The 25,667-nt window shown below is 70.9% G+C and carries 22 protein-coding genes and 3 pseudogenes; 13 read left to right on the forward strand and 12 right to left on the reverse strand.

Annotation, left to right across the window (positions count from 1 at the left end; all coding sequences use genetic code 11):
- The 4 genes and pseudogenes from CCN29_RS12820 to serC form a co-directional block, all read left to right on the forward strand.
- Positions 1 to 204: roadblock/LC7 domain-containing protein (locus CCN29_RS12820; RefSeq protein WP_442538349.1), on the forward strand; the 204-nt coding region annotated here is incomplete at its 5' end.
- A pseudogene (locus CCN29_RS12825) lies at positions 201 to 475 on the forward strand (DUF742 domain-containing protein); the annotation flags it as partial. The gene CCN29_RS12820 and the pseudogene CCN29_RS12825, both read left to right, overlap by 4 nt.
- A 106-nt stretch (positions 476 to 581) precedes the next feature.
- Positions 582 to 1,832: a cytochrome P450 family protein gene (locus CCN29_RS12830; RefSeq protein WP_031024247.1), complete on the forward strand. Its 1,251-nt coding sequence runs from the start codon at positions 582 to 584 to the stop codon at positions 1,830 to 1,832.
- 198 nt (positions 1,833 to 2,030) lie between these two features.
- Positions 2,031 to 3,149: a phosphoserine transaminase gene (serC, locus tag CCN29_RS12835; RefSeq protein ID WP_031062496.1), complete on the forward strand. Its 1,119-nt coding sequence runs from the start codon at positions 2,031 to 2,033 to the stop codon at positions 3,147 to 3,149.
- A 56-nt stretch (positions 3,150 to 3,205) separates the two neighbouring features.
- Here the strand turns inward: serC and CCN29_RS12840 are convergent, their stop codons facing one another.
- Positions 3,206 to 4,027, reverse strand: coding sequence for an ABC transporter permease (locus CCN29_RS12840; protein WP_006134233.1), 822 nt, complete (start codon positions 4,025 to 4,027; stop codon positions 3,206 to 3,208).
- Positions 4,024 to 4,998, reverse strand: coding sequence for a daunorubicin resistance protein DrrA family ABC transporter ATP-binding protein (locus CCN29_RS12845; RefSeq protein WP_006134232.1), 975 nt, complete (start codon positions 4,996 to 4,998; stop codon positions 4,024 to 4,026). The genes CCN29_RS12840 and CCN29_RS12845 overlap by 4 nt, the downstream gene beginning before the upstream one ends.
- 86 nt (positions 4,999 to 5,084) lie before the next feature.
- Here CCN29_RS12845 and CCN29_RS12850 point away from each other — a divergent pair, with 86 nt between their 5' ends.
- Positions 5,085 to 5,861, forward strand: coding sequence for a TetR/AcrR family transcriptional regulator (locus CCN29_RS12850; protein ID WP_086681850.1), 777 nt, complete (start codon positions 5,085 to 5,087; stop codon positions 5,859 to 5,861).
- Positions 5,862 to 5,896: 35 nt separating this feature from the next.
- Here CCN29_RS12850 and CCN29_RS12855 read toward each other — a convergent pair whose 3' ends face one another.
- On the reverse strand, positions 5,897 to 6,886 hold the full coding sequence (locus CCN29_RS12855; protein ID WP_086681853.1) for a hypothetical protein: 990 nt from the start codon (positions 6,884 to 6,886) through the stop codon (positions 5,897 to 5,899).
- Between the two features lie 89 nt (positions 6,887 to 6,975).
- On the opposite strand from CCN29_RS12855, the gene CCN29_RS12860 reads away from it, so the two are divergent.
- Both CCN29_RS12860 and CCN29_RS12865 read left to right on the forward strand, forming a co-directional pair.
- Positions 6,976 to 7,653: a GDSL-type esterase/lipase family protein gene (locus tag CCN29_RS12860; protein WP_086681881.1), complete on the forward strand. Its 678-nt coding sequence runs from the start codon at positions 6,976 to 6,978 to the stop codon at positions 7,651 to 7,653.
- Between the two features lie 104 nt (positions 7,654 to 7,757).
- Positions 7,758 to 8,345: a Uma2 family endonuclease gene (locus CCN29_RS12865; RefSeq protein WP_086681856.1), complete on the forward strand. Its 588-nt coding sequence runs from the start codon at positions 7,758 to 7,760 to the stop codon at positions 8,343 to 8,345.
- A 179-nt stretch (positions 8,346 to 8,524) separates the two neighbouring features.
- Here CCN29_RS12865 and CCN29_RS12870 read toward each other — a convergent pair whose 3' ends face one another.
- The 3 genes from CCN29_RS12870 to CCN29_RS12880 all read right to left on the reverse strand — a co-directional run bounded on the left by CCN29_RS12870 (position 8,525) and on the right by CCN29_RS12880 (position 11,538).
- Positions 8,525 to 9,514: an aldo/keto reductase gene (locus tag CCN29_RS12870; protein WP_086681859.1), complete on the reverse strand. Its 990-nt coding sequence runs from the start codon at positions 9,512 to 9,514 to the stop codon at positions 8,525 to 8,527.
- A gap of 56 nt (positions 9,515 to 9,570) precedes the next feature.
- On the reverse strand, positions 9,571 to 9,633 hold the full coding sequence (locus CCN29_RS35840; protein WP_228731027.1) for a helix-turn-helix domain-containing protein: 63 nt from the start codon (positions 9,631 to 9,633) through the stop codon (positions 9,571 to 9,573).
- Positions 9,634 to 9,888: 255 nt separating this feature from the next.
- Positions 9,889 to 11,538, reverse strand: coding sequence for a recombinase family protein (locus CCN29_RS12880; RefSeq protein WP_086681860.1), 1,650 nt, complete (start codon positions 11,536 to 11,538; stop codon positions 9,889 to 9,891).
- A gap of 87 nt (positions 11,539 to 11,625) precedes the next feature.
- Between CCN29_RS12880 and CCN29_RS12885 the strand changes: the two are divergent.
- Positions 11,626 to 12,477, forward strand: a pseudogene (locus CCN29_RS12885) (aldo/keto reductase); the annotation flags it as partial.
- 133 nt (positions 12,478 to 12,610) lie between these two features.
- Here the strand turns inward: CCN29_RS12885 and thpR are convergent.
- Positions 12,611 to 13,183, reverse strand: coding sequence for an RNA 2',3'-cyclic phosphodiesterase (thpR, locus tag CCN29_RS12890; RefSeq protein ID WP_086681865.1), 573 nt, complete (start codon positions 13,181 to 13,183; stop codon positions 12,611 to 12,613).
- Between the two features lie 108 nt (positions 13,184 to 13,291).
- Between thpR and CCN29_RS12895 the strand changes: the two genes are divergently transcribed.
- Positions 13,292 to 13,879 (forward strand): Uma2 family endonuclease, encoded by a 588-nt coding sequence (locus CCN29_RS12895; protein ID WP_086681868.1) that lies wholly within the window; start codon positions 13,292 to 13,294, stop codon positions 13,877 to 13,879.
- Positions 13,880 to 13,900: 21 nt separating this feature from the next.
- Here the strand turns inward: CCN29_RS12895 and CCN29_RS12900 are convergent, their stop codons facing one another.
- Both CCN29_RS12900 and CCN29_RS12905 read right to left on the reverse strand, forming a co-directional pair.
- Positions 13,901 to 15,301, reverse strand: coding sequence for an MFS transporter (locus CCN29_RS12900; protein ID WP_086681871.1), 1,401 nt, complete (start codon positions 15,299 to 15,301; stop codon positions 13,901 to 13,903).
- Between the two features lie 32 nt (positions 15,302 to 15,333).
- Positions 15,334 to 15,771, reverse strand: coding sequence for a MarR family winged helix-turn-helix transcriptional regulator (locus CCN29_RS12905; protein ID WP_086681874.1), 438 nt, complete (start codon positions 15,769 to 15,771; stop codon positions 15,334 to 15,336).
- 205 nt (positions 15,772 to 15,976) lie between these two features.
- Here CCN29_RS12905 and CCN29_RS12910 point away from each other — a divergent pair, with 205 nt between their 5' ends.
- On the forward strand, positions 15,977 to 16,159 hold the full coding sequence (locus CCN29_RS12910; protein WP_024884201.1) for a hypothetical protein: 183 nt from the start codon (positions 15,977 to 15,979) through the stop codon (positions 16,157 to 16,159).
- Positions 16,160 to 16,199: 40 nt separating this feature from the next.
- On the opposite strand, the gene CCN29_RS12915 is transcribed toward CCN29_RS12910, so the two are convergent.
- Positions 16,200 to 17,651, reverse strand: coding sequence for an NCS2 family permease (locus CCN29_RS12915; protein ID WP_006134221.1), 1,452 nt, complete (start codon positions 17,649 to 17,651; stop codon positions 16,200 to 16,202).
- Between the two features lie 231 nt (positions 17,652 to 17,882).
- On the opposite strand from CCN29_RS12915, the gene CCN29_RS12920 reads away from it, so the two are divergent.
- Entirely contained in the window at positions 17,883 to 18,191 is a 309-nt protein-coding gene (locus CCN29_RS12920; protein ID WP_086681876.1) for a DUF2530 domain-containing protein, read from the forward strand.
- 146 nt (positions 18,192 to 18,337) lie between these two features.
- Entirely contained in the window at positions 18,338 to 20,746 is a 2,409-nt protein-coding gene (locus CCN29_RS12925; RefSeq protein WP_086681879.1) for a cation-translocating P-type ATPase, read from the forward strand.
- A gap of 64 nt (positions 20,747 to 20,810) precedes the next feature.
- Here CCN29_RS12925 and CCN29_RS12930 read toward each other — a convergent pair whose 3' ends face one another.
- Entirely contained in the window at positions 20,811 to 21,566 is a 756-nt protein-coding gene (locus CCN29_RS12930; RefSeq protein WP_031024212.1) for a hypothetical protein, read from the reverse strand.
- Positions 21,567 to 21,810: 244 nt separating this feature from the next.
- Between CCN29_RS12930 and nhaA the strand changes: the two genes are divergently transcribed.
- On the forward strand, positions 21,811 to 23,715 hold the full coding sequence (gene nhaA / locus CCN29_RS12935; protein WP_031062514.1) for a Na+/H+ antiporter NhaA: 1,905 nt from the start codon (positions 21,811 to 21,813) through the stop codon (positions 23,713 to 23,715).
- Positions 23,716 to 23,795: 80 nt separating this feature from the next.
- Here nhaA and CCN29_RS12940 read toward each other — a convergent pair.
- Positions 23,796 to 25,667, reverse strand: a pseudogene (locus CCN29_RS12940) (sacsin N-terminal ATP-binding-like domain-containing protein); the annotation flags it as partial.

The following is a 25,667-nucleotide window of genomic DNA, read 5'->3' on the forward strand; positions in this document are numbered from 1 at the left end:
GAGTTCGGCGACGGCACCGGCGGGGTGCGCTCGGCGATGACCGAGTTCTACGGCGGCGTGCTGTTCATCGTGGAGGCCGGCCAGGGCGCGCACCTGGCCGTGATCACCGCCGAGGACGCGGACGCCGGGCTCGTCGGGCACAACATGAGCGAGCTGGTGGAGCAGCTCGGCGAGCATCTGACCGCGCTGCCGCGCAGCTCATGAGCCGGCCCGGCAGGGACGACGCACCCGACCGGCTGTACACCCTCACCGGGGGCGTGGCCGGTCCGGGCCCGGCAATCCGTTCGACCTGGTGACCCTGGTCGTCGCCGAGTGCGATTCGGTGCCCGGGATGCAGTCGGAGCACGCGGCGATCCTGCGTCTCACCGAGCGGCCCACGGCGGTCGTGGAGATCGCGGCCGAGCTGGGGCTGCCGGTGGGCATCGTCCGGATCCTGCTGTCCGACCTCCTTGCGGCGGGCCAGGTCAGCGCCCGTCCCGGCTGTGGAACCAGTGGGAGGACATCCCCGACGACTGGCCGCTGCTGCCGATGATCGGCGGCCGCCACCTTCACACCCACCCCGCCCTTGGAGGCTCGCTCGCATGACCGCCGGTACGGACCTCACCGCGACGGACACCGAAGAGACCCGCATCCCCCTCGACCCGTTCGTCTCCGACCTGGACGCCGAGAGCGCCGCGCTGCGGGCCGCCGGGCCGCTGGCCGCCGTGACCCTGCCGGGCGGCGTGCCCGTGTGGGCGGTCACGCGTCACGCGGAGGCGAAGAAGCTGCTGAACGACCCGCGCGTGGTTAAGGACATCAACGTCTGGACCGCCTGGCAGCGCGGGGAGATCGCCCCCGACTGGCCGCTGATCGGGCTGGCCAACCCGCCCCGCTCCATGCTCACCGTGGACGGCGACGACCACCGGCGGCTGCGCACGCTGGTCGCGCAGGCGCTCACCCCGAGACGGGTGGAGCGGATGCGGGAGCGGATCACGGAGCTGACCGGGTCCCTGCTGGACCAGGTGGCCGCGCAGCCCGGTGACACCGTCGACCTGAAGGCGGTGTTCGCCTACCCGCTGCCGATGTACGTGATCGCCGACCTGATGGGGCTGGCTCAGGAGCGGCTGCCGCGGCTGAAGGAGCTGTTCGAGAAGTTCTTCTCCACCCAGACCCCGCCGGAGGAGGTCGTGGCGACGCTCACCGAGCTGGCCGGGATCATGGCCGAGACGGTGGCGGCCAAGCGGGAGAACCCGGGCGACGACCTGACGTCGGCGCTGATCCAGGCGTCGGAGGACGGCGACCGGCTCACCGACGAGGAGATCGTCGCCACGCTCCAGCTGATGGTGGCCGCCGGGCACGAGACCACGATCTCCCTGATCGTCAACGCGGTGGTCAACCTGTCCACCCACCCGGACCAGCGCGCGCTGGTGCTGTCCGGGGAGGCGGACTGGTCCGCGGTGGTCGAGGAGACGCTGCGCTGGTCCACGCCGACCTCGCACGTGCTGATCCGGTTCGCCACCGAGGACGTGCCCGTCGGGGACAAGGTGCTGCCCGCCGGGGACGCGCTGATCGTGTCGTACGCGGCGATCGGACGGGACGAGCGGGAGCACGGGCCGACGGCCGGCGACTTCGACATCACCCGGGAGAGCCCCCACCGGCACATCTCCTTCGGGCACGGCCCGCACGTCTGCCCCGGGGCCGCGCTGTCCCGCCTGGAGGCGGGCGTGGCCCTCCCGGCCCTGTACGCGCGCTTCCCGGGGCTGGACCTCGCGGTTCCGGCGGCCGAGCTGCGCAACAAGCCGGTGGTGACCCAGAACGACCTGTACGAGCTGCCCGTGACGCTCGGCGGGTGAACGACGCGGGTGGCGGACGGACCTCCCCCCCGGTCCGTCCGCCGCCCGTCCTCCGCCGCCCTCCTCCACCGCCCGTCCTCCACCGCCCGTCCTCCACCGCCGTCCCGCGCCACCCGTCCCGGTGACGTGTCTCAGCGGCGCGTCTCAGCGGACGGACGATGTTGCGCCCGCGTTTCCCGCAGCCGCTAGGCTCCCGTCGTGGCTGAGATCCGGATTCCTGCTGACATCAAGCCCGCCGACGGTCGTTTCGGTGCGGGTCCCTCCAAGGTGCGGACGGAAGCGCTGGACGCGCTGGCCGCGACCGGCACGTCGCTGCTGGGCACCTCCCACCGCCAGGCCCCGGTGAAGAACCTGGTCGGCCAGGTGCGGGAGGGCATCCGCGAGCTGTTCCAGCTCCCCGACGGTTACGAGGTGATCCTCGGCAACGGCGGATCGACCGCGTTCTGGGACATCGCGACCCACGGCCTGATCGAGAACAAGTCGCAGCACCTCAGCTTCGGCGAGTTCAGCTCCAAGTTCGCCAAGGCCGCCAAGCTCGCCCCGTGGCTGGCCGACCCCGACGTCATCTCCGCCGACCCGGGCACGCACCCGGAGGCGGTCGCCGAGGCGGGCGTCGACGTGTACGCCCTCACCCACAACGAGACCTCCACCGGTGTCGCCATGCCGATCCGGCGCGTGGCCGGGGCCGACGAGGGCGCGCTGGTCCTGGTGGACGCCACCTCCGGCGCGGGCGGCCTGCCGGTCGACGTCGCCGAGACGGACGTCTACTACTTCGCCCCGCAGAAGTCCTTCGCCTCCGACGGCGGCCTGTGGATCGGCGTGTTCTCCCCGGCCGCGATCGAGCGCGCCGAGCGGATCCACGCGTCCGGCCGGCACGTCCCGGAGTTCTTCTCCCTGCCGACGGCGATCGACAACTCCCGCAAGAACCAGACGTACAACACCCCCGCGCTGTCCACCCTGTTCCTGCTGAACCAGCAGCTGGAGTGGCTCAACGGCCAGGGCGGCCTGGACTGGGCGGTCCGCCGCACCGCGACCTCCGCGCGCACGCTGTACGGCTGGGCGGAGGACATCAAGTACGCCAACCCGTTCGTCACCGACCCGGCGAAGCGCTCGGCCGTCATCGGCACGATCGACTTCACCGACGAGGTGGACGCCGCCGCCGTCGCCAAGGTGCTGCGCGCCAACGGCGTCGTCGACACCGAGCCGTACCGCAAGCTGGGCCGCAACCAGCTCCGCGTCGCGATGTTCCCGGCGATCGACCCGGCGGACGTCGAGGCCCTGACGAAGTGCGTCGACTACGTCATCGAGCAGCTGTAGTCCGGCTTACGCGCAAGGGGGCGCCCGGTGGATTCCACCGGGCGCCCCCTTGCGTCTCACCTGCTCAGACGCCGGAACCGCCGTACCGCCAGCGGCAGGAAGACCGCCGTCAGGATCACCGGCCACACCCCCGCCATCAGCAGCGCGTGCCGCTCCACCCAGGAGTCGCCGCCGCCGACCGGGGTGCCGAAGAGCTCGCGGGTCGCCGCGGCCGTGGAGGAGATCGGGTTCCAGGCGGCCACCCGGCCCAGCCAGTCGGGCATCAGCTGCGGGGCGACGAAGATGCTGGAGATCATCGTCAAGGGGAAGGCCACCGCGAACAGGCCGCCCGCCGCCTCCGGGTTGGGGACGAGGAGTCCCAGCCAGACGCCGAGCCAGATCAGCGCGAACCGCAGCCACAGCAGCAGGCCGAACGCGGCGAGGAACTCCCAGCCGCCGTCCGGCCGCCAGCCCATCACCAGCGCCGTGAGCATCAGGATGGCCAGCTCCGCGCAGGCGACGATCAGATCGGTCACCCCGCGCCCGGACACCACCGCCGAGGACGCCATCGGCATCGAGCGGAAGCGGTCGATGACGCCCTTGGTGGCGTCGTACACCACCACCGTCGCGGTGTTGATGAAGCCGAACGCCATGGTCATCACGAACATGCCGGGCATCAGGAAGTCCTGGTAGTCCCCGCCGCCCGGCACCCGCATCGCGCTGCCGAAGACATAGCCGTACAGGAGGACGGACAGGATCGGGAAGCCCAGCTGCCAGGCGATGTTGACGGGCTGGCGCCGGTAGTGGGTCAGGCCGCGGCGGACGACGTTCCAGCAGTCCGCGAGCGCCCAGTACACGCGGCCGTGCCCGGCCGGTCCGGTCAGGTCGAGCGCGCTCATGCCGCCGCCTCCTTCTCCGTCGTCTCCGTGCGGTGTCCGGTCAGGCGCAGGAACACGTCGTCGAGGCTGGGCCTGCGCAGCCCGATGTCCTCGACCCGGACGCCCTCGTCCTGAAGGGTGCGGGCGACGTCCGTCAGCGCGGTCACCCGGTCGGTAACGGGGGCGTGCACCCGCAACTCGGTCTCATCCGCCTCCGGTTCGCCGTCGGCGACCCGTGCGACCACCTTCACCACGCGCGGGATGTCGGCGCGTTCGGCCACCACGACCTCGACGCGGTCGCCGCCGACGCGGCTCTTCAGCCCGTCCGGGGAGTCGTCGGCGATGGACCGGCCCCGGTCGATGACGGTGACGCGGGAGGCCAGCCGGTCGGCCTCCTCCAGGTACTGCGTGGTCAGCAGCACGGTCGTGCCGCCCGCCACCAACGCCCGTACGGAGTCCCAGACCTCACCCCGGCTGCGCGGGTCGAGCCCCGTCGTCGGCTCGTCCAGGAACAGCACGGCCGGCGTCAGGATCATCGACGCCGCCAGGTCCAGCCGGCGCCGCATGCCGCCGCTGTAGTCGCCGACGCCCTTGTCGGCCGCGTCGGTCAGGTCGAACTGCTCCAGCAGCTCCCCCGCCCGCGCCCTGGCGCGCCGCCCGCCGAGGTGGAACAGCCTGCCGAACATCTCCAGGTTCTGCCGCCCGGTGAGCACCTCGTCCACCGCCGCGTACTGCCCGGTGAGCCCGATCCGCGCGCGCACCTCGCGCGGCTCACGCGCCACGTCGAGCCCGGCCACGGCCGCCCGGCCGCCGTCCAGCCGGACCAGCGTGGACAGGATCCGCACGGCGGTGGTCTTGCCCGCGCCGTTCGGTCCCAGCAGTCCGTGCACCGTGCCCGCCCGCACGGTGAGGTCGAAGCCGTCCAGGGCGCGCTTCTCGCCGTACCGCTTCTCCAGTCCCTCGGCACGCACCGCGTACCCGTCGTCCTTCATGGGTCCCCCTTCCAGAAACCGAGTACACCGTACCCGATTGCGCGTACAGCGTACCCAGTTTTTGCGGGCGGTCCTAGACTGCGTGCATGAGCAGCGGCGCAAGCGGTACGGAGACCAGCGGCAGCGGCGACATCGCGCGCACCCTCGACCTGCTCTGGGGCACCGGGCAGCGGCCCAGCCGGGGTCCGAAGCCGGGGCTGACCCTGGACCGGATCGTGGAGGCGGCGATCGAGGTCGCCGACCGGGACGGCCTCGGCGCGCTGTCCATGCGCCGCATCGCCACGGAACTGGGCACCGGCACGATGTCCCTGTACCGCTACGTCCCCGGCAAGGCCGAACTGCTCGACCTGATGCTGGACCGGGTGCAGCGCCCCTCGGAGAACCCCGCGGACCTCGGCGACGGCACCTGGCGCTCCGCCCTGGAGGCGCTGGCCCGGGCCACCCTCGCCCTCTACCGGCGTCACCCCTGGCTGCTGGAGGTCAACCAGTCACGCCCGGTCCTCGGCCCGAGCGCCCTGGACGGCATGGAGAAGGTGTTCTCCCGGATCAAGCCGATGGGCCTGTCCGACCCCGAACTGCTGTCGGTGATCGTCATGGTCGACGGGTACGTGGTCGGGGCCGCCCGGACGCAGCTGTACCAGGAGCAGGCCGAGCACAGCTCGGGGCTGACGGACGCGGAGTTCTGGGAGGCCCAGCGGCCGGCCCTGGAGAAGGCGATGACCAGCGGGCGCTACCCCGTCATGGCCGGGCTGTCCGCGGACACCTTCGACTCCGGCTTCGACCACTTCGAGTTCGGGCTTCAGCGCATCCTGGACGGCCTGGAGCTCCACGTCGCCCGGCGCGCGAGCGAAGAGGGCCGCTGAGGGGGGCCGTCGGCGCCCCCCCCCGTCGCTCCCCTTCACCCCTTGCGCCGGCGCCTGCCCAGCCCGAACAGGGCCGCGACGACCACGGCGACCACCACGGCTCCCCCGACCTTCACGGAGTCGCCGTCCCCGCCGCCGGAGGCGCCCTTGCCGCCGTCCGCGCGGGAGCCGGGGCCGCCGCTGGACGCGTCCTCGTCCGCGCCGGGCGCCGGCCGGCTCACCACGCCGCTCTGCTCCCCCTCGCTGCCGAACAGCAGCCGGGAGCCGTCGGCCGAGTAGGTCACCGACTCGCCCTGCCCCTGGAGCGGCACGCTCAGCCGTCCCTCACGCTTCAACTTCCCGCCGTTCCAGGCGTAGTGGATGCCGCCGAAGTAGCCGCGCACCGCGAGGTCCTGGCCGTCCGGGGAGAGCGCGGCGTCGGTGGTCCACAGCTCGACGGGCGCGATCGGCTCGAAGACGTTGTCGCCGGAGGGGGAGAGCTTCTCCGGTCCTTCGTAGAGGTGCCCGCCGTCCTCGTGCTTGTCGATGAGGTACACCCGCCCGGTCCTCGGGTGGACGACCATCGCCTCGGCGTCGCGCGGGCCGTCGGCGTACTTCACGACGTACTGCGTGGCCCGCACGGTCGCGTCCTGGAGCTTCTTCGGCTCGGGGAGTTCGTAGATCCACACGTACGGCCAGGTGCCGCCGAGGTTGTCGCCGACGTCGGCCACGAAGAGCCGGTTGCCCGGGCCGACGGAGATCGCCTCGACGTCCCGGGGCGTGCCGACGCCGGTGAGCGTGAGGCGGGCGACCGTGTCGCCGGTGGAGCCGTCGACGGCGTAGAGGTAGGGGCCGTCGTCACTGTCGTTGTGGGTCCAGTAGACACCGGGGTGCTGCCGGGAGGCGGCCAGGCCGCTGGACTCGGTGATGCGCGGGTCGTTGATGGTGAACCCCTCGTCCCCGTCGTCGTTGTCGGCGGCGGAGGCGGGCACGGCGAGCGCGGCCGTCAGCAGGGTCGCGGCGAGCAGGGCGAAGGGTCGGCGCATGACCCAAGACTGCCATCAGCGCGGACCCCCCGGGGGCGGGTGTCGGGGCTCACATCGCGGTGAACGCACTGATCCACGATGATGACCGGGTGCTCAGGTTCATGCCCGTAGGTGACTCGATGACGATCGGGAGCGCGGGTGAACACACCTGGCGCTACCGCCTGTGGCAGCACCTGTGCGGCGCGTACGGCGACCCCTTCACGCTGGTCGGCCCGCGCGAGACGCTCCACGACCCGTCCACCGACGAGCCCACCTCGTACGCGTACGCCGACCCGGACTTCCCCCGGGCGCACCTGGCCGGCTGGGGCGAGGGCTGGTTCCACATGGCGCCGCTGATCGGTGACGCGGTGCGGTCCTGCCACGCGGACGTGCTGCTGGTCTCGCTGGGCCTGATCGACCTCGGCTTCTACACCAACGCCGAGCAGACCGCGGACAACGTGCGCGCGTTCGTCGCGGAGGCGAGGGCGGCGAGGCCGCGCATCCGCACGGCCGTCCTGCCGGTGATCCGCAACGTCCGCGTGGAGGCCGACCCGGCCTTCGCCGACCAGGTCGCCCGCTTCAACGAACTCCTGGCCAAGACGGTCGCCGACCTCGACACCCCGGCCTCCCCCCTCCTCCTGGTCCCGCCGCCCCCGTCGTACGACTTCCACACGGACACCTACGACGGCACGCACCCCAACGAAACAGGCGAACACAAGATCGCGGGCGCGTTCGCGGAGGCGCTGTGGCGCGAGTGGGACCTGGGCGGGCCGTACAGGACGGCGTAGGGGGAGTTCTGGCATATGCGCCCGCCCCCGTGTCCTGCTCGCCGTGCGTATCGTTGTACCGCGCGGCCGCACTGGTCCGTGGGCGGCCGGGGAGGAGCGCCACGATGACCGTCCTTGAAGACAGGATCGCCATGGCCGACGTCAACACGCAGCGCTTGGACGAGTGGTTCGAGCGGCTGGAGCGGATGCCCGTCCCCGAAGGATTCAGGGTCGAGATCGTCGGGGGCAGCGTCTTCATGACACCGCAGCAGGACACGCATTGGGCCATCATCTTCAAGCTCGCCATGGCTGTTGAAGCCCGGTTCGGAGAGGACGTCAAGGTGTTCTCGGACGTCCGCATCGACTTCCCCGGGCACGAGAACGGTCTCTGCCCGGACGTCGCCGTGCTCCGCGCCTCCGCCGAGAAGGACGACGAGGGCCACTGGCGCTACGAGGACGTCCAGTTCGTCTTCGAGGTCATCTCCGAGGGCACCGCCGCCAACGACTACGGCCCGAAGAAGGCCGCCTACGCGACCGCCGAGCTCCCTCTCTACGTCATCGTCGACCCCTACCAGGGCCGCTGCTTCGTCTACACCGACCCGAAGAACGGCGACTACGTCACGCGGACGCGGGTGGACTTCGGCGACGACATCGATCTGACGGGCACCGTGGCCGACCTGACCGTGAACACCAGCGCCTTCCCCTGCGACTGACCCCCCTCCCCTTGCATAGAGCGCGCTCCAAGACGTTGGCGCGGAGACCTCAACTTCTTCGACACCGCCAACCGGCAATTTTGACGCCAGGTCCCGAGTGGAATCGACGAAGCCGCCGCCTCCAACTACTCGCATCGAACGCAAGCAGAAGGCGACGGCTCCGACACAGACCCGCTACCTCACCATGCGAAGGCTTCGGGAGACGGTCCGGGACCGGGGAAGATCTCGTCCAGAGACGTCAGCAGTTCCTCGCTCAGCACCAGCTGCAGGGCGCGCAGCGCCGAGTCCAGCTGCTCCTGCGTGCGAGGGCCGACGATCGGGCCGGTGACGCCGGGGCGGGTCAGCAGCCAGGCGAGCGCCGCTTCACCGGGCTCCAGACCGTGCTTGTCGAGGAGGTTCTCGTACGCCTGGATCTGCTCGCGTGTCTTGGTGTCCTTGAGCGCGTCGGCAGCGCGGCCGCTCGCCCGGCGCCCCTGTGTGGCCTCCTTCTTGAGGACGCCCCCGAGCAGTCCTCCGTGCAGCGGCGACCAGGGGATGACGCCCAGCCCGTACTCCTGCGCGGCCGGGATCACCTCCATCTCGGCGCGGCGCTCAGCGAGGTTGTACAGGCACTGCTCGCTGACCAGGCCCATGCGGCCGTGCCGGGCGGCGGTCTCGTTGGCCTGGGCGATCTTGTAGCCGGGGAAGTTGGACGACCCCGCGTAGAGGATCTTGCCCTGCTGGACCAGTACGTCGATCGCCTGCCAGATCTCCTCGAACGGCGTCGACCGGTCGATGTGATGGAACTGGTAGAGGTCGATGTAGTCGGTCTGCAGCCGCTTGAGGGAGGCGTCGACAGCCCGTCGGATGTTCACCGCGGAGAGCTTGTCGTGGTTGGGCCACGCCTCGCCGTCCGGGCCCATGTTGCCGTACACCTTCGTCGCGAGGACGACCTTGTCGCGCCGGCCGCCACCCTGAGCGAACCAAGTTCCGATGATCTCCTCGGTGCGGCCCTTGTTCTCACCCCACCCATAGACGTTGGCCGTATCCAGAAAGTTCAGACCCGCATCGAGAGCGGCGTCCATGATGCCGTGGCTGGTTGATTCGTCTGTCTGCGGACCGAAGTTCATCGTTCCGAGAACGAGTCGGCTGACCTTGAGTCCGGTGCGTCCAAGCTGGGTGTACTTCATGGACCACAAGCCAACTGCTTCGAGTCCGCTCCAGGCAAGGGCATCAGGTTCCGCCGTCAGGAGTCGTCTCCGAGGTGCCGGTACAGCGTGGCCCGGGAGACGCCCAGAGCCTTGGCGATGGCACTGACGCTCTCTCTTCGCCTTCCTCGCGCGGGCCACGGCCAGCGCGTCCTCGTTCACGACGGACGGCCGTCCGCCGGTTCTTCGCGGGGGTGGCCATGCGAAAGGCACAGCGCTTCACAGGTGGCGCCCAAGGCTTCGGGCCTGGACTCGGTCTCGTGCGGTCGGGAGCGACGGCGGCGACCTGCCGGGCATCCTACAAACGCGCAGGAGAACCCGACCACAGGGCCCTCCTCGTGGCATGCAGTTGTCGGTCAGCCTTCGCTGTGGACCGCCGCCATATTGCGCAGACGCTGCTTGAAGTCCATCGGGATCAGAACCTGAACCCTCCCGACTGGGTGTTGCCACATCCCGTCATGGCCATCGGGAGCCGTGAGCTGCGCGGCGGTCAACCCGGGAATCGGCTCGGCATGGATGACGGCCTTGACCCCTGCGGCGCGTAGCTCCCTGCCCTTTTCGTGCTGGGTCGACAACGTGCTCCACCGTTCCCGGTAGGTCTCTCCTGTCGGGATCTCCTCCCAGGTGTCCGGGCGCGTGGGCTGCGCGATGAGCTGTTCACGTCGCGCGTCCAACCGCTTGTACGCCTCCCGGTACTCCTGCTTGCCCAGTTCACTGGAGTAGAGACCCGCCTCGCGGTCCTCTCTCAGGTCCGACAGGGCGCGGTTCACTTCCTCGATGTCGCGCGTGTAGTCCACGCCCGGCCGGAAGACCTTCCGGACGATCTCAACGTCCCCGGCAGCGAGGAGGAACGCCCTTTCCACGGCGTCCTCCAGCGTGTGCGCCGCGATGCCCTTGCTCCCGGTCGGACACGGCTTGTGCGTGGTACGGGAGGCGCAGCGGTAGTAGGGCCAGTTACGGCCGGGGCCGAGATACGCCGGCTCCCCACATGTGCAGAACGCGACCCGGAGCAAGGGCGACCCGCCCTTGCGGTTGCCGTTGCGCTTGCTGGTGTTCTCGTCCAGCTTCTTGTTGGCCAGCTCCCACTCCTCGTGCGTGATCAGAGGCTCCGCGCGCTGGAGGGGCTGGCCGTCCGCGTCCCGGACGACCCGGCGTCGTGTCGTCTTCTTCCCGTCGACCATCACCTCCTCGGACACCTCCATATGCCCGAGGATGCAGCGGGACCGTACGACCTTGGCCGTGTTCGCGGCGGTCCAGCGGCTGCCCTTCGGGGTCTTGCCGCTACGGATCATCTGGGCGTCGAGTGACGTCGGGGTCTTCGACACGTCCTCGTTGAGCCACTGCGCGATGCTGTTCGCCGACTCGCCCGCAATGAGACGGCGGACGATCTCACGGAGCGTGCCGGCAGTATCGGTCCCATAGTCGTCCGGGACGAGCTTCCATCCGTCGCCGGTCTCCTGTTTTTCCTCCCGGTAGCCGTACGGAGTGCGGCCGCCGCGCCAGCGTCCCTCCTTCACCAGGTGGTTGTACGAGGACTTGGCCCGCGCCTTGATGGCTTCGAGTTCCCCTTCCGCGAAGGACGCGATCAGGCTGAGGAGGAGCTTCCCCATCTGCGTGTTGAGGTTGATCCCGTCCTCGACGGTGGCGACCTCCTTTCCGTTCTTCTCGCACCACTCCAGGAGGGCGTGCACGTGGAGCACGCGCCGCGAGAGACGGTCGATCTTCAGCGCGCAGATGATGTCGTACTCGTCGGCGCGCGACTCCTCCACCGCGATCCGATGCTCGATCGCGCTGACCTCCTTCCCGATGGTCGAGGGAAGCCACTTGCCGAACTCCGGACGCTTCCACGGCTCGACCCCGCCGGACACGTCGATGTCCTCGACCCACCCCACGACGACGTGCCCCTCCTGATCGGCCCATCGCTGGATGGACCGACGCTGACGCTGCGGTGATGTGGTCTCGTCCGACACCCTCGACAGACGGACCACCCCCAGAACTCTCGCCATGCTCGTTCTCCCTCTCCCCTGTGTCACGTATCGCGCGCAAAAGGTGACGGTATGTGGTTCGGATCATGGCGTTCCAATTGATCTTTGGATGCTGCCAACATTCACGGGTGGGGTGAGAACAAGGGCCGCACCGAGGAGATCATCGGCAGCTGGTTCGCGAAGGGCGGCGGCCGTCGCGACAAGGTCGTCCTCGCGACGAAGGTGTACGGCAACATGGGCCCGGACGGCGAGGCGTGGCCCAACCACGACAAGCTGTCCGCGGTGAACATCCGGCGCGCGGTGGACGCCTCGCTGAAGCGGCTGGGCACCGACCACATCGACCTCTACCAGTTCCACCACATCGACCGGGCCACCCCGTTCGAGGAGATCTGGCAGGCGATCGACGTCCTGATCCAGCAGGGCAAGATCCTCTACGCCGGCTCGTCGAACTTCCCCGGCTACAAGATCGCCCAGGCCAACGAGATCGCCGCCCGGCGCGGCGGGACCATCGGCCTGGTCAGCGAGCAGTGCCTGTACAACCTCGCCGAGCGGCGCGCCGAGATGGAGGTGATCCCGGCCGCGCAGGAGTACGGGCTCGGGGTCATTCCCTGGTCGCCGCTGCACGGCGGTCTGCTGGGCGGGGTCATCAGGAAGGAGGCCCAGGGCGGCCGACGCGCCTCCGGGCGGGCCGCGGACACCCTGGCCGACCCGGCGGCGCGCAAGCAGATCCAGGCGTACGAGGACCTGCTGGAGAAGCACGGCGTGGAGCCGGGCGAGGCGGCGCTGGCCTGGCTGCTCACCCGTCCTGGCGTGACCGGCCCGATCGTCGGCCCGCGCACGCGCGAGCAGCTCGACTCGGCGCTGCGCGCGCTGGAGCTGGAGCTGGGCGAGGAGCTGCTGGCCTCGCTGGACGAGATCTTCCCGGGCCCGGGTCCGTCCCCGGAGGCCTTCGCCTGGTGACGGCGGACAGGCCGTGACGGCCCGGCGGCGGTGCTACTTTCCGAGCGCCGCCGCCAGGGCCACCACGACGAACATCAGCACGAGCGCACCGGCCATGATCCGGTTCCGGGTCTTCGGGTCCACGCCCTCGAGCCTAACGGGCCGCGCCGAGTGCCCGGCGGGCGACCGCCTCGTAACGGGGCTGCTCGCCCGGCACGCCCGACCTGGGCAGGTGGCTGCGCACCAGCACCAGCTCCTCCACGGTCCAGGTGCGGCTGCGGAACTCCTCCATCGCCGCGAGGTACGGCCGTACGTCCACGGCGTCCCGGCTGCGCGCCACGGTCAGGTGGGCCGTGTAGCGCCGGTGCTCGTCCATCGCCACGCCCGCCTTGCGCCCGGCCGCCTCGGACCGCTCGGCCAGCAGCCGCATGGTCCGCAGGTCGCCCGACGCGCCCGTCCACAGGGCGCGTCCCCGGCCGAACTGGCCGCCGCCGGAGAGCGCCAGCAGGAACGGCTCGGTCCGCGCGGCGGCCTTCCCCAGCCGCGCGGTCAGCTCGGGCACGGTGTCCTCGTCCACCTCGCCGTAGAACGCGAGCGTGAAGTGCCACCCGGCCCGCTCGGTCCACCGCAGCCCGTCGGCCCCGTCCAGCGCCCGCAGCGCGTCCACCTCGTCGGCCAGCGTCCCGATCACGTCCTCGGGCGGCAGCACGGCGGCGAAGAGTCTCATGCCTCCAGTGTCCCGCGCGTCCCGGTCACCCGCGTGTCCCGGTCACCGTGCGTATCGTTGTACTGCGCGGCTGTGCGCATCGAGCGGCAGCCGGGGAGGAGCGCCACGATGACCGTCCTCGAAGACAGGATCGAGATGGCCGAGAGCGGCGACGAACTCACGCTCGACATGATGTTCGAGTGGCTCGAGAAGATGCCCGTCCCCGAGGGTTACAAGGCCGAGATCGTCGGGGGGCACGTCTTCATGACGCCGCAGCGGGACACCCACTGGGACATCATCGCGGACATCTATGATCAACTGCGCGCGGAGAACCCGCGCAAGCGTCTCAAGTCCGACGTCCGCATCGACTACCCGGGGCACCTCAACGGGTTCGCCTCCGACGTGACCCTGCTGGCCGAGGGCGCGACCAAGAACGACAAGGGCCGCTGGCGCTGCGAGGACGTCGTTTTCATCGCAGAGGTGATCTCACAGAAGACCGCCGACAACGACTACGGGCCGAAGAAGAACGCATACGCCACCGCCGGTGTGCCCGTGTACTTGATCGTCGACCCGTACACAGCCGAGTGGCACTTGCACACACTGCCTCAGGACGGCGTCTACCACGCGGTCGTCAGCTTCCCCTTCGGTCAGGAGGTCGACCTGACCAGGACTGCCGTCGGTCTTGTCCTCAAGACCGACGAGTTCCCCCGCGGCTGACCACGGCCCGAGGCCCGGCGGCTACGCCGCCGGGGCCAGGGCCTTCGCGTGGTCGCGGGGGACGAAGCGGACCGTGGGGTGGCCGTGGTGCCAGCGGACCGTGAGGCGCAGGCCGCCGGCGCGGGCCAGGACCAGGCCGATGACGGCCGCCGCGGTCATCGCGATCGCGCCTCCCGCCGCGAAGCCGACGCGGGCGCCGTAGGTGTCGGTGACCCAGCCGACGATCGGGGCGCCGACGGGAGCGCCGCCGAGGAACACCATCATGTACAGGGCCATGACGCGGCCCCGCACCGCCGGGTCGGTGGACATCTGGAGGCTGGTGTTGGTGGTGACGTTGACCGTCATCGACACCAGGCCCAGCGGCACCATGATCAGCGCGAACATCCACAGCTCGGGCGACGCGGCGGCGAGGATCTCCAGTGCGCCGAAGGCCAGCGCGGCCAGGATCAGCAGCCGCAGCCTGGCGGTGCCGCGCCGGGCGGCGAGCAGGGCGCCGGAGACGGAGCCGACCGCCATCAGCGTGTTGAACATGCTGTAGACGCCCGCGTCCCCCTGGAACACGTCGTCGGCGAAGGCCGACAGGTAGACCGGGAAGTTGAAGGCGAACGTGCCCATGAAGCCGACCAGCACGATGGGCCACAGCAGGTCGGGCCGTCCGGCGACGTAGCGCAGGCCCTCGCGGAGCTGCCCCTTGCCGCGCGGGGCGCGCTCCACGGGGTGCAGGTCGCGGGCGCGCATCAGCAGCAGGCCGGTCAGCGGCGCGACGAAGGACAGGCCGTTCAGCAGGAACGCCCATCCGGTGCCGACGCCGGTGATCAGCAGGCCCGCGACGGCGGGGCCGACCAGCCGGGCGGACTGGAAGTTCGCGGAGTTCAGGCTGACCGCGTTCTGCAGCTGTCCGGGGCCGACCAGCTCGGACACGAAGGACTGGCGGGCGGGGTTGTCGACGACGGTCGCGAGTCCGAGGGCGAGGGCGGCGACGTAGATGTGCCACACCTGGACGAGGCCGGTCAGGGTGAGGACGGCGAGCGCGATCGACGTGAGCGCCATCGCGGTCTGGGTGACCATCAGGGTGGGCCGCTTGCGCAGCCGGTCGACGAGGACGCCTCCGTAGAGGCCGAACAGCAGCATCGGCAGGAACTGGAGCGCCGTGGTGATGCCGACGGCGGCCGAGGAGCCGGTGAGGCTGAGGACCAGCCAGTCCTGGGCGATGCGCTGCATCCAGGTGCCGATGTTGGAGACGACCTGGCCGAGGAAGAACAGGCGGTAGTTCCTGATCCTCAGCGAGGAGAACATCGAGTTCTTGCGGACGGGGGCGCCGAGGGCGGACGTGCGGTCGCGGGCGGACTTCGCGTCGAGGGCGGACGTGGTGTCGTAGGGGTCAGGTGCGGGGGCGGAAGCTGCTCCGGGTCCCGTACTCAAAAGGTTCGCCTCCTGTGGCTGCCGGGGGTGGTTCAGATGTGCGCCAGCTTCTCCAGCACGGGGGCGGCGGCGCGCAGGGTCGCCCACTCGCCCTCGTCGAGTCCCTCGGCCAGCGAGGCGAGGAACGCGTTCCGCTTGCGCCGGCTCTCCTCGAGCATCGCCTCGGCCCGCTCGGTCTGCGTGACGACCTTCTGGCGCCGGTCGTCGGGGTGCGGCTCGAGCCTGACCAGGCCCTTGGCCTCCAGCAGCGCCACGATGCGGGTCATCGACGGCGGCTGGACGTGTTCCTTGCGGGCGAGCTCGCCCGGGGTGGCACTGCCGCAGCGGGCCAGGGTGCCGAGCACCGACATCTCGGTGGGGCTGAGCGACTCGTCGACCCGCTGGTGCTTGAGCCGACGGGACAGCCGCATCACGGCGGAGCGGAGGGCGTTCACGGCGGCGGCGTCGTCGCCATGGCTGAGGTCCGGCATGTTCTTTAGCGTAACTCATTACTCTCGCTAAATACCACCCGGGCACGCCGTGCCCCGCCCGTGAGTCGCGCCACTCCCGCCCCGCGGCCACGAACCCCACACACCGGCCGAAATCAAGACACCCACCGGCTGAGATCACCCAAATGAGTGATCGATGCACGAAATGCCACGCGCCGCACCGTGAGGTGCGGCAACGCTCATGCGCATGGGGACCGATGTGCTCAGCCTGCGGATGGACCACGAACTGCTCGAACGGCTCCGCGACCATGCCGCCAAACGCGGCATGAGCGTCCAGGACTATGTCGTCCGGACGCTCATGCGCGATGACTTCGACCAGCGGTTCCGCACCGCCGTCGAGGAGACGGAGAAGTTCTACGGGGTCACCTGACCCCGGCCCCGTCCCCCGGCGGGACCGGACAGGCAGGGGATCAGGTCAGTCCCAGCGCCGGCATCAGGTAGTAGAAGGCGAAGACCGCCGCCACCACGTACATAGCCGTCGGGACTTCCCGGCCGCGGCCCGCCGCGAGCCGCAGCGCCACGAAGGTGAGGAAGCCCATCCCGATGCCGTTGGTGATCGAGTAGGTGAACGGCATCATCACCATCGTCACGAAGGCGGGGATGGCGATCGTGTGGTCCGCCCAGTCGATCTCCCTGATCCCGTTGGCCAGGATCAGGAAGCCCACCGCGAGCAGCGCGGGGGTGGCCGCCTGGGACGGGACCATGGTGGCGATCGGCGTGAGGAACAGCGCCACGGCGAACAGGCCGCCGGTGACGACGTTGGCGAAGCCGGTGCGGGCGCCCTCGCCGACGCCGGCGGTGGACTCCACGAAGGCGGTGGTGGCGGAGGAGGAGCTGGCGCCGCCCGCCGCGACGGCGACGCCGTCGATGAACAGCACCTTGTTGATGCCGGGCATCTGGCCCTCGCCGTCGGTGAGCTTGGCCTCGTCGGAGACGCCCATGATCGTGCCCATCGCGTCGAAGAAGCACGACAGCAGCACGGTGAAGACGAACAGGATCCCGGTCAGCACGCCGACCTCGGAGAATCCGCCGAACAGGCTGACCTGGCCGATCAGGCCGAAGTCGGGGCTGGCGACCGGGTTGCCTGGCCACTCGGGCGTGGTCAGGCCCCAGGAGGGCACGTCGGCGACGGCGTTGATGACGACGGCGACGACGGTCATCACGACGATCGAGACGAGGATCGCGCCGGGCACCTTGCGCACGATCAGCGCCAGCGTGAGCAGCGCGCCGAGCACGAAGACCAGCACCGGCCAGCCGTTGAGGTGGCCGTCAGCGCCGAGCTGGAGCGGGACGGTGGTCTGGGCGGCGTCCGGGATGCGGGAGACGAAGCCGGAGTCGACCAGGCCGATGAGCATGATGAACAGGCCGATGCCGATGGCGATGGCCTTGCGCAGCCCGTAGGGCACGGCGTTCATCACGCGCTCGCGCAGGCCGGTGGCGACCAGGATCATCACGATGAAACCGGCCAGCACCACCATGCCCATGGCGTCCGGCCAGGACATGCGGGGCGCGAGCTGGAGCGCGACCACCGAGTTCACGCCGAGGCCGGCGGCCAGGGCGATCGGGACGTTGCCGATGACGCCCATGAGCAGCGTGGTGAACGCGGCGGTGAGGGCGGTCGCGGTGACCAGCTGGCCGTTGTCCAGCTGGTTGCCGTACATGTCCTTCGCGCTGCCGAGGATGATCGGGTTCAGCACGATGATGTACGCCATCGCGAAGAAAGTGGCGAGACCGCCCCGGATCTCGCGGGACAGCGTGCTGCCGCGCTCGGTGATCCTGAAGTAGCGGTCGAGGGCGCCGGACGCGGCACCGGACCCCGGCTGTTCGGGGGTGGGCGCCTTGGCGGGGGCCGACGTGGACATGTGCGGGGACCTCATCACCGGCGGGCTCCCCCGGAGCCACGCCTTTGGTGTTTTCTACGAATAAAAGCGGTCAGAGGCAAACGGATTCAGTATGAACATATAACGCCCACGACACCATCTCCGCGCGTAGACCCCCGCCCGGGCCGCCCCGGCCGGTGTGATGCACGCTCCACCACCGGGGCCGTCCGACGCGGGGCGCCACGCCGTCGGCGCTCCTCGTAAGCTGTCCGCATGGCGAAGTGGACCCCCAAGCACGAGGCGCCGGAGCCCCTGGAGGGCCCCGTGGTCGCCACCATCACCGGCGGCACGATCGTGTGGTTCGTCCTCTTCCTGGTGCAGCTGCCGTTCTACGGCTGGTTCGACGACCGCGGGAGCACCTGGTGGGTGTGGACCTGCCTGGCCGGCGGCGGTCTCGGCCTCATCGGCATCTGGTACGTGCGCAGGCGTGACGCCGCGATCAAGCGGGCGCGGGCCGAGGAGGCCGGCGCGGAGCCGGGCCGCACCTCGGCCGCGCACACCGACCGAGGCCCCGCACACTGACCGATTCCCGCCAACTGCTCCCGAACGGGACACAGTTGGCGGAACTACCCCGGTGGTAGTACCCCGGTACCGCGGCCGTCCTCCCCTGGTCTGATCCTCGCCGCTCCGGTGGGTACGGCACCCGATCCGCACGTACCGTCGAATGCATGACGCATCTCGATGCGGACGACCGGACCGACACCGTCCGGCCCGTCACGGCGACATCGCCGGTGACCGGGCTGACCTCGGCGGAAGTGGCCGAGCGGGTGGCGCGCGGACAGGTCAACGACGTACCCGTGCGCAGCAGCCGGTCGGTCACCGAGATCGTCCGCGCGAACGTCTTCACCCGGTTCAACGCGATCATCGGCGTGCTCTGGGTGATCATGCTGATCGTCGCGCCGTTCCAGGACAGCCTGTTCGGCTACGTCATCCTCGCCAACACCGGCATCGGCATCGTCCAGGAGTGGCGGGCGAAGAAGACGCTGGACTCGCTCGCCCTGATCGGCGAGGTGCGGCCCACGGTGCGCCGGGACGGGGTGGCCGCCGAGATCGGCACCTCCGCGATCGTGCTGGACGACCTCATCGAGATCGGGCCGGGGGACAAGGTCGTCGTCGACGGGGTGGTCGTCGAGGCGGACGGCCTGGAGATCGACGAGTCGCTGCTCACCGGTGAGGCCGACCCGGTGGTGAAGCAGCCCGGCGACCCGGTGATGTCCGGCAGCTTCGTCGTCGCGGGCGGCGGCTCCTTCCAGGCGACCCGGGTGGGCCGCGAGGCCTACGCGGCGCAGCTCGCCGAGGAGGCGTCCCGCTTCACCCTGGTCCACTCCGAGCTGCGCAGCGGCATCTCCACGATCCTCAAGTACGTCACGTGGATGATGGTGCCGACCGCGCTCGGCCTGATCATCAGCCAGCTGGTGGTGAAGAACAACGAGCTGAAGGGCTCGATCGCGCGCACGGTCGGCGGGATCGTGCCGATGGTGCCGGAGGGGCTGGTGCTGCTCACCTCCATCGCCTTCGCGATCGGGGTGATCCGGCTGGGGCGCAAGCAGTGCCTGGTGCAGGAGCTGCCGGCGATCGAGGGCCTGGCCCGCGTGGACACGGTATGCCTGGACAAGACCGGCACGCTCACCGAGGGCGGCATGGACGTCACCGAGCTGCGGGTCCTGGACGACGCCGACGAGACGTACGTCCGCACGGTGCTGGGCGAGCTGGGCTCGGCGGACCCGCGTCCCAACGCCTCCCTCCAGGCGATCGTCGCGGCCTACCCGGACACCACCGGCTGGCGGCTCACCGACACGCTGCCCTTCTCCTCGGCCCGCAAGTACAGCGGCGCGACCCTGGACGAGGGCGACGGCCGGCCGGTCACCTGGCTGCTGGGCGCCCCGGACGTGCTCCTCCCGCACGACGACCCGGCGCTGGGCGAGACCGAGCGGATGAACCGCGAGGGCCTGCGGGTGCTGCTGCTGGCCCGCGCCCGCGAGGGCGTGACGGCCGACGACCTGGCCGACCCGGCCGCCGTGGACGGCGTACGGGCGGTGGCGCTGGTGGTGCTGGAGCAGCGCCTGCGGCCCGACGCCGCCGACACCCTGCGCTACTTCGCGGAGCAGGACGTCAGCGCGAAGGTGATCTCCGGTGACAACGCGGTGTCGGTCGGGGCGGTCGCCGGCAAGCTCGGCCTGTCCGGCACGACGGTGGACGCGCGCCGGCTGTCCGCCGACCCGGAGGCCATGGCCGGCGAGCTGGAGGCCGGCACGGTCTTCGGGCGGGTCACGCCCCAGCAGAAGCGGACCATGGTGGGCGCGCTCCAGTCGAAGGGCCACACGGTCGCGATGACCGGCGACGGCGTGAACGACGTGCTGGCGCTGAAGGACGCGGACATCGGCGTGGCGATGGGCTCCGGCTCGGAGGCCACCCGGGCGGTCGCGCAGATCGTGCTGCTGAACAACAGCTTCGCCACGCTGCCGTCGGTGGTGGCCGAGGGCCGGCGGGTGATCGGCAACATCACGCGGGTCGCCACGCTGTTCCTGGTGAAGACGGTGTACTCGGTGCTGCTCGCGGTGCTGGTGGTGGCGACGCAGGTGGAGTACCCGTTCCTGCCGCGCCATCTGACCCTGCTGTCCACGCTGACCATCGGCGTCCCCGCCTTCTTCCTCGCCCTCGCCCCCAACAAGGAGCGGGCCAGGCCGAACTTCGTCCGCCGGGTCATGCGGTACGCGGTCCCGGGCGGGGTGCTGGCGGCGCTGGCCACGTTCGCCACGTACCTGCTGGCCCGCGGCCACTACAGCGGCACGGGGGCGCTGGGCGCGGAGACCAGCGCGGCGACGCTGACCCTGTTCCTCATCTCCATCTGGGTCCTGGCGATCGTCGCCCGCCCCTACACCTGGTGGCGCGTCGCCCTGGTCGCCGCGATGGCCGGCGCCTTCCTCCTGGTCCTGGCGGTTCCCTGGCTCCAGGACTTCTTCGCCCTGCGCCTGGTCGGCATGACGATGCCGTGGCTGGCGGTCGGCATCGCGGCGGTCACGGCGGTGGTCCTGGAGTTCCTCTGGCGCTGGGTGGACCGCAGGTTCCCGGTCTGACCGGCCCCCGGGCGTCCCGCGCCGCCCCCCTCCGCGGGGTGCGGGACGCCCGGCGTGCTGCCGCCTACTTCACGTCGACGAAGTCGGCCGCGGACGTGACGGCCGCGGAGATCGAGTTGCCCGCGTAGACGTAGCGGTAGTAGCCGTCGACGGAGGCCTTGACGGTCGTCCTCAGGTCGCCCTTGGAGTTGGTCTTGACCGTCTTGAGCGTGGTGTACGTCTTGGCGCTCTTCTTGCGGAACTGCAGCTGCACCGACTGGCCGGTGTAGTTGCCGTACTTGAGCGTCTCCCAGTTGACCCGGGTGAGCTTGCCCGTGACGGTGAGCGTCCTGCCCTTCTTCACCGGCTCGGGGGTGGCGTTGGCCGTGAGCTTGGTCGCCCGCTGGAACTTGAAGGAGCCGGACTTCTGCTTCCAGACGAAGTCGCCGTCCCTGGCGTCGATCCACGCGTCGACGTACCAGGTGCCGGCGTTGGCGTTGGTGAGGTAGTCGGTCCGCGGGTCCACGAGCACGGACGCGGTGCAGGTCGAGGTGGTGGAGCTCGCGGCCTTGCACACCGGCCTGCCGGTGGAGAGCAGACCGAGGTCCGGGCCGTACAGGTCGAACGCGTCGGCACTCAGGATGCCGGAGTTGTCGACGGCGGTGACGCTGACCTTGATGCTCTTGGCCGTGGCGCCGACGGTCACCTTGTTGTCGCCGTCGACGACCACCTTGGTGATTCTGGTGTCGCCGTACCCGCCGTCGGCCTGGGCGGCCGGGACGGCGAGGGCGGACAGGGCCAGGGCGCCGGAGACGGCGGCCACGGTGGCACGCATGCGCATGTGTGTTCCCCACGGATGGACAGGGATCCGGCGCCCGCCGTGGAGCACCCGCGGCTCGGCGGGCGCCGGATCAGGATGATCGCGGAGTCTGATGACTCGTCCGATGAGATCCGCCACTCGTGTGAATGGTTGTGCGGATCATGGAGATTTGATGAAGAAGCAACTTCCGCGATCGGGCGTTATGCCCGGTATGTGGGTGACCATGGGAGTCTGCCGCCGCAGGTGATCGGAGACGGAAGACCTCATGAAGCTGCTGCCCCGGAAGAAGTCCGACGAGTCGCAGACGCGGTCGAGCAGGGGTGAGCTCGCGGCTCAGCTGGCCGCCCCGGTGCGCAGGTTCCTGGCGACCGAGGCGGGCAGCTCCGGGCTGCTGCTCCTCGCGGTGGCGGTCGCCCTGATCTGGTCGAACTCCGCCTGGTCGGAGTCGTACTTCTCGCTGTGGCACACCGAGGCGTCCGTCGCGGTGGGCGCCGCGGAACTGGCGATGGACCTGGGGCACTGGGTCAACGACGGGCTGATGGCGCTGTTCTTCTTCGTCATCGGCCTGGAGGTCCGCTACGAGCTGTCCGTCGGCTCGCTGAACGACCGCCGCCGGATCATGATCCCGGGCCTCGCGGGCGTCGGCGGCATGCTCGTGCCGGTGCTGTTCTACCTCCTGATCGCGCCCGGTTCAAAGGCCGCGGGCGGCTGGGGCATTGTCATCGGCACCGACACGGCGTTCCTGCTGGGCGCGCTCGCCGTGGTCGGCCCCCGCTTCGTCACCCAGCTGAGGATCTTCCTGCTGGCCATCACCGTCATCGACGACATCGTCGCGGTCACCGTCATCGGCGTCGTCTACTCCGGGTCGATCCGGGTGCCGGAGCTGCTCGCCGCGCTCGTGCTGGGCGCGGTGCTGTCGGCGCTGTCCCGTTTCGACGTGTGGCGGGCCGTCCCGTACGTGCTGATCGTGCTGGTGATGTGGTACCTGACCCTGAACGCCGGGCTGCACGCGTCCATCGCCGGCATGCTCGGCGGTCTGCTCATCCCCGCGCGCGAGCCGTCCCGTGAGGGCGTCGAGCAGGCGACGCGGCTGTTCCGCGCGTTCCGTCAGTCGCCCCGCGCGGACGTGGGGAAGACCGCGCGCAAGGGGCTGCAGAAGGCAGTCTCGGTCAACGAACGCCTCCAGATGTATCTGCACCCCTGGTCCAGCTATGTCGTCGTCCCGGTGTTCGCCCTGGCCAACGCGGGCGTCGACCTGCGCGGCGGCGTCCTCACCGACGCGCTGGGCTCCGCGCTCACCTGGGCCGTGGTGGCCGGTCTCGTCGGCGGCAAGTTCATCGGCATCTGGGGCGGCGCGCGGCTCGGCACCCGGTTCGGTCTGGGCGAGCTGCCCGTCGGGGTGGGTCAGGGCCATGTGCTGGGCGGCGCGGCCCTGTCCGGCATCGGGTTCACCGTCTCCCTGCTGATCGCGGGGCTCGCCTTCGACGACGAGCCGGAGCTGCTCGCCCGGGCGACCGTCGGCGTGCTGCTCGCGGCGGTGATCGCCACCCTCGTGGGTTGGCTGGTGTTCCGGCTCTCCACCATGCTGGGCGGCAAGCAGGACGCCGACCTGCCCCGCTACCTGGACCGGCTGGTCGACCCGGAGACGGACCACATCCTCGGCCCCGTCGACGCGCCGCTCACGCTGGTGGAGTACGGCGACTTCGAGTGTCCCTTCTGCGCCCGCGCCACCGGCGTCACCAAGGAACTGCGGAACCGCTTCGGCGACCGCTTCCGCTACGTCTTCCGGCACCTCCCGCTCCCCGACGTCCACCCGCACGCCGAGCTTGCCGCGCGGGCGGCGGTCGCCGCGGACGCCCAGGGCCGCTTCTGGGACATGCACGACCTGCTGTACCGGCACCAGGACGAGATGGAGTACGAGGACACCGTCGTCTACGCCATCGACCTGGGCCTCGACATGGAGAAGTTCCTGCGGGACCTCGAGTCCGACTGGGCGGCCGAACGGGTCCGCCGCGACGCCCGCAGCGCGGAGGCGAGCGGCGTCCAGGGCGCCCCGACGTTCTTCATCGGGAACCGCCGGCACACGGGCCCCTACGACGCGGAGACGCTGGCGCGGGAGCTGGAGCATCTGGAGTACGAGGGGTCCGGGGCGACACCCACGGACCCCTGACCCACGGCGCTCCGCCCCGGGCCCCGCTCCTCAAACGCCGGAGGGGCCGATTCCGGCCCGTCCGGCGCTCGAGGACGAGGTCAGTCGAACCACCGGTCCCTGGCCAGTTCCTCCGTCCGTGACGGATCCTCCAGCAGAGCCGCCACCTCGAACCGCCGCGGCCACTGCCCCGCCGCCCAGGCGAGACCCGCGGCGACGCCCTCCAGCGTCGCCGCGTGCAGCACCCCGTCGTCGGTGAGGCGCCAGTCGATCTCCACTCCGTCCACGACGAGCTCCTCGTGCTCGACGTAGGACGCCGGGGTCCGCGGGCCCAGCAGGACCCGTACCGGCTCCGGCACCTCGTGCTCCGTGCCCTCGGAGTCCACGCGGCCGGTGACGGACTCGCTGAGCCGCCGCACCTGGAACAGCTCCGCCAGTTCGGCGGCCCGCGCCGGGCGGACCGGGAGCAGGGGTACGCCGGAGGTGAACGGCAGCAGGTCGGGCGAGTCGACGACCACCGCCTCGGAGGCGTCCACCACCTCCACCCGCCCGTCGACCACCGCGCGCAGGTCGTCCGGCAGGGTCACCTGCTCGGGGTCCAGCTCGGCCAGCGCCCCGTACAGCCCGTGCAGCTGGGCCGCCGTGACCGGCCGGCCGGGGTCGGCGAGGCGTTCCAGCAGTTCGGCCGCCCCGCCCGGCTCGTCCAGCAGCGCGGCGACCGACGTGCGCACGCCCAGTGCCCGCAGCACCTGCTCGTCGTCGAAGCCAGTCGCGTCGGCCTCGTCGTACAGGCCGCGCAGCAGCGGGTCGCCGCCCGCCGCGCGCAGTCCGGCCGGGCGGCGCCCGCCGAGCACCGGATGGCCGCGCAGCCACCACGCGGTGTACGGCCGTACGGTCTCGTGGGTGCCGTCGTGGAGCAGGATCCGCACCGGCTCGACCAGCGCGTCCCGCAGCGGGGGCCGGGAGAGCAGGGCGAGCGCCTGCGGCCAGCGGTCGTCGTCCACCAGGTCCAGGTCGCGCACGGCGACGATCTCGGTGGCGACGGGCGGGACGGGCGCGTCGGGGAAGCGGTCGAGGATGTCCTCGGCCCACACGTCGACGGCGTCCAGCAGCCCGGGGTCGTCCGGCTCGGCGTAGTCGCTCTCGCGCGGCTCCAGCTCGTCCGGGTCGAGGACGACGTCGGTGGCGCGCACCAGTGCGAAGTCGACGAGCACCCCGCACGCGGCCAGCGGCTGCTCACCCCACTTCGCGGCCAGCTCCGCGTCCACGGCGGCCAGTTCGCCCTCCCGCATGACCTGCGCGAAGGGGCCTTGGGGGTGGACGAGTTCGCAGGCCGGGGAGAGTTCGCCGTCCTCGTCGGGCAGGGCGAGCGCGCCCAGCCAGGGCTCGTCGCCGGGCTCCAGGCCCGCCTCCCGCACCAACGTCAGGACGACCTCGGCGAGTTCGTCGGCGTCGAGGGCGTCCTCCTCCCAGTTCACCCCGCCCTCGTCGTCGAGGGACGCGGCGACGGCGGCCCTCACCTGCGGGGTGGTGAGCACGGCACGCGGGGTCGCGGGCAGCGCGCCCAGCTTCTCCAGGAGCGGGTGGGCCGCGTCCGGGTGGGCGACCTTCAGGCCGAGCCGGGCCAGCAGCTCGGCGTCGAGGGCCGCGTCCGGGGTGGGCAGCAGCACCTGCCGGGGGCCGATCGTCGTGCGCCTGTCGGCCAGCGGCACCGGGAGTCCGCTGAGCCGGTCGGGATCGACGCCGGCGAGGCTGTCGTACAGCCGCCGCCACCAGTCGGGGGACTTCTCCAGGCCGGCGAGCCGGTCGACCGCGTCGGTCAGCGGCACCCGCGCGACCCCGAGGGTGCGCAGCTCCGCGCGCCGTTCCAGACCTGCGGGCAGCAGCGTGGGCAGCACCTCCGCCAGCACCCGTACGGTGTCGGCGCCCGCGCGACGCCGAGATCGTCGAGGGCGCGGGCGCCGACACCGTAC

Source organism: Streptomyces pseudogriseolus (assembly GCA_002154585.1).
GTDB classification, from domain to species: Bacteria; Actinomycetota; Actinomycetes; order Streptomycetales; family Streptomycetaceae; genus Streptomyces; species Streptomyces pseudogriseolus.

What these genes read in the sequence shown, in the direction of transcription:
- CCN29_RS12830 (WP_031024247.1), top strand. Translation starts at nt 582, where the DNA reads ATGACCGCCGGTACGGACCTCACCGCGACGGACACCGAAGAGACCCGC.
- CCN29_RS12840 (WP_006134233.1), bottom strand. Translation starts at nt 4,027, where the DNA reads ATGAGCGCGCTCGACCTGACCGGACCGGCCGGGCACGGCCGCGTGTAC.
- CCN29_RS12845 (WP_006134232.1), bottom strand. Translation starts at nt 4,998, where the DNA reads ATGAAGGACGACGGGTACGCGGTGCGTGCCGAGGGACTGGAGAAGCGG.
- CCN29_RS12850 (WP_086681850.1), top strand. Translation starts at nt 5,085, where the DNA reads ATGAGCAGCGGCGCAAGCGGTACGGAGACCAGCGGCAGCGGCGACATC.
- CCN29_RS12855 (WP_086681853.1), bottom strand. Translation starts at nt 6,886, where the DNA reads ATGCGCCGACCCTTCGCCCTGCTCGCCGCGACCCTGCTGACGGCCGCG.
- CCN29_RS12865 (WP_086681856.1), top strand. Translation starts at nt 7,758, where the DNA reads ATGACCGTCCTTGAAGACAGGATCGCCATGGCCGACGTCAACACGCAG.
- CCN29_RS12870 (WP_086681859.1), bottom strand. Translation starts at nt 9,514, where the DNA reads ATGAAGTACACCCAGCTTGGACGCACCGGACTCAAGGTCAGCCGACTC.
- CCN29_RS12880 (WP_086681860.1), bottom strand. Translation starts at nt 11,538, where the DNA reads ATGGCGAGAGTTCTGGGGGTGGTCCGTCTGTCGAGGGTGTCGGACGAG.
- thpR (WP_086681865.1), bottom strand. Translation starts at nt 13,183, where the DNA reads ATGAGACTCTTCGCCGCCGTGCTGCCGCCCGAGGACGTGATCGGGACG.
- CCN29_RS12895 (WP_086681868.1), top strand. Translation starts at nt 13,292, where the DNA reads ATGACCGTCCTCGAAGACAGGATCGAGATGGCCGAGAGCGGCGACGAA.
- CCN29_RS12905 (WP_086681874.1), bottom strand. Translation starts at nt 15,771, where the DNA reads ATGCCGGACCTCAGCCATGGCGACGACGCCGCCGCCGTGAACGCCCTC.
- CCN29_RS12910 (WP_024884201.1), top strand. Translation starts at nt 15,977, where the DNA reads ATGGGGACCGATGTGCTCAGCCTGCGGATGGACCACGAACTGCTCGAA.
- CCN29_RS12915 (WP_006134221.1), bottom strand. Translation starts at nt 17,651, where the DNA reads ATGTCCACGTCGGCCCCCGCCAAGGCGCCCACCCCCGAACAGCCGGGG.
- CCN29_RS12920 (WP_086681876.1), top strand. Translation starts at nt 17,883, where the DNA reads ATGGCGAAGTGGACCCCCAAGCACGAGGCGCCGGAGCCCCTGGAGGGC.
- CCN29_RS12925 (WP_086681879.1), top strand. Translation starts at nt 18,338, where the DNA reads ATGACGCATCTCGATGCGGACGACCGGACCGACACCGTCCGGCCCGTC.
- CCN29_RS12930 (WP_031024212.1), bottom strand. Translation starts at nt 21,566, where the DNA reads ATGCGCATGCGTGCCACCGTGGCCGCCGTCTCCGGCGCCCTGGCCCTG.
- nhaA (WP_031062514.1), top strand. Translation starts at nt 21,811, where the DNA reads ATGAAGCTGCTGCCCCGGAAGAAGTCCGACGAGTCGCAGACGCGGTCG.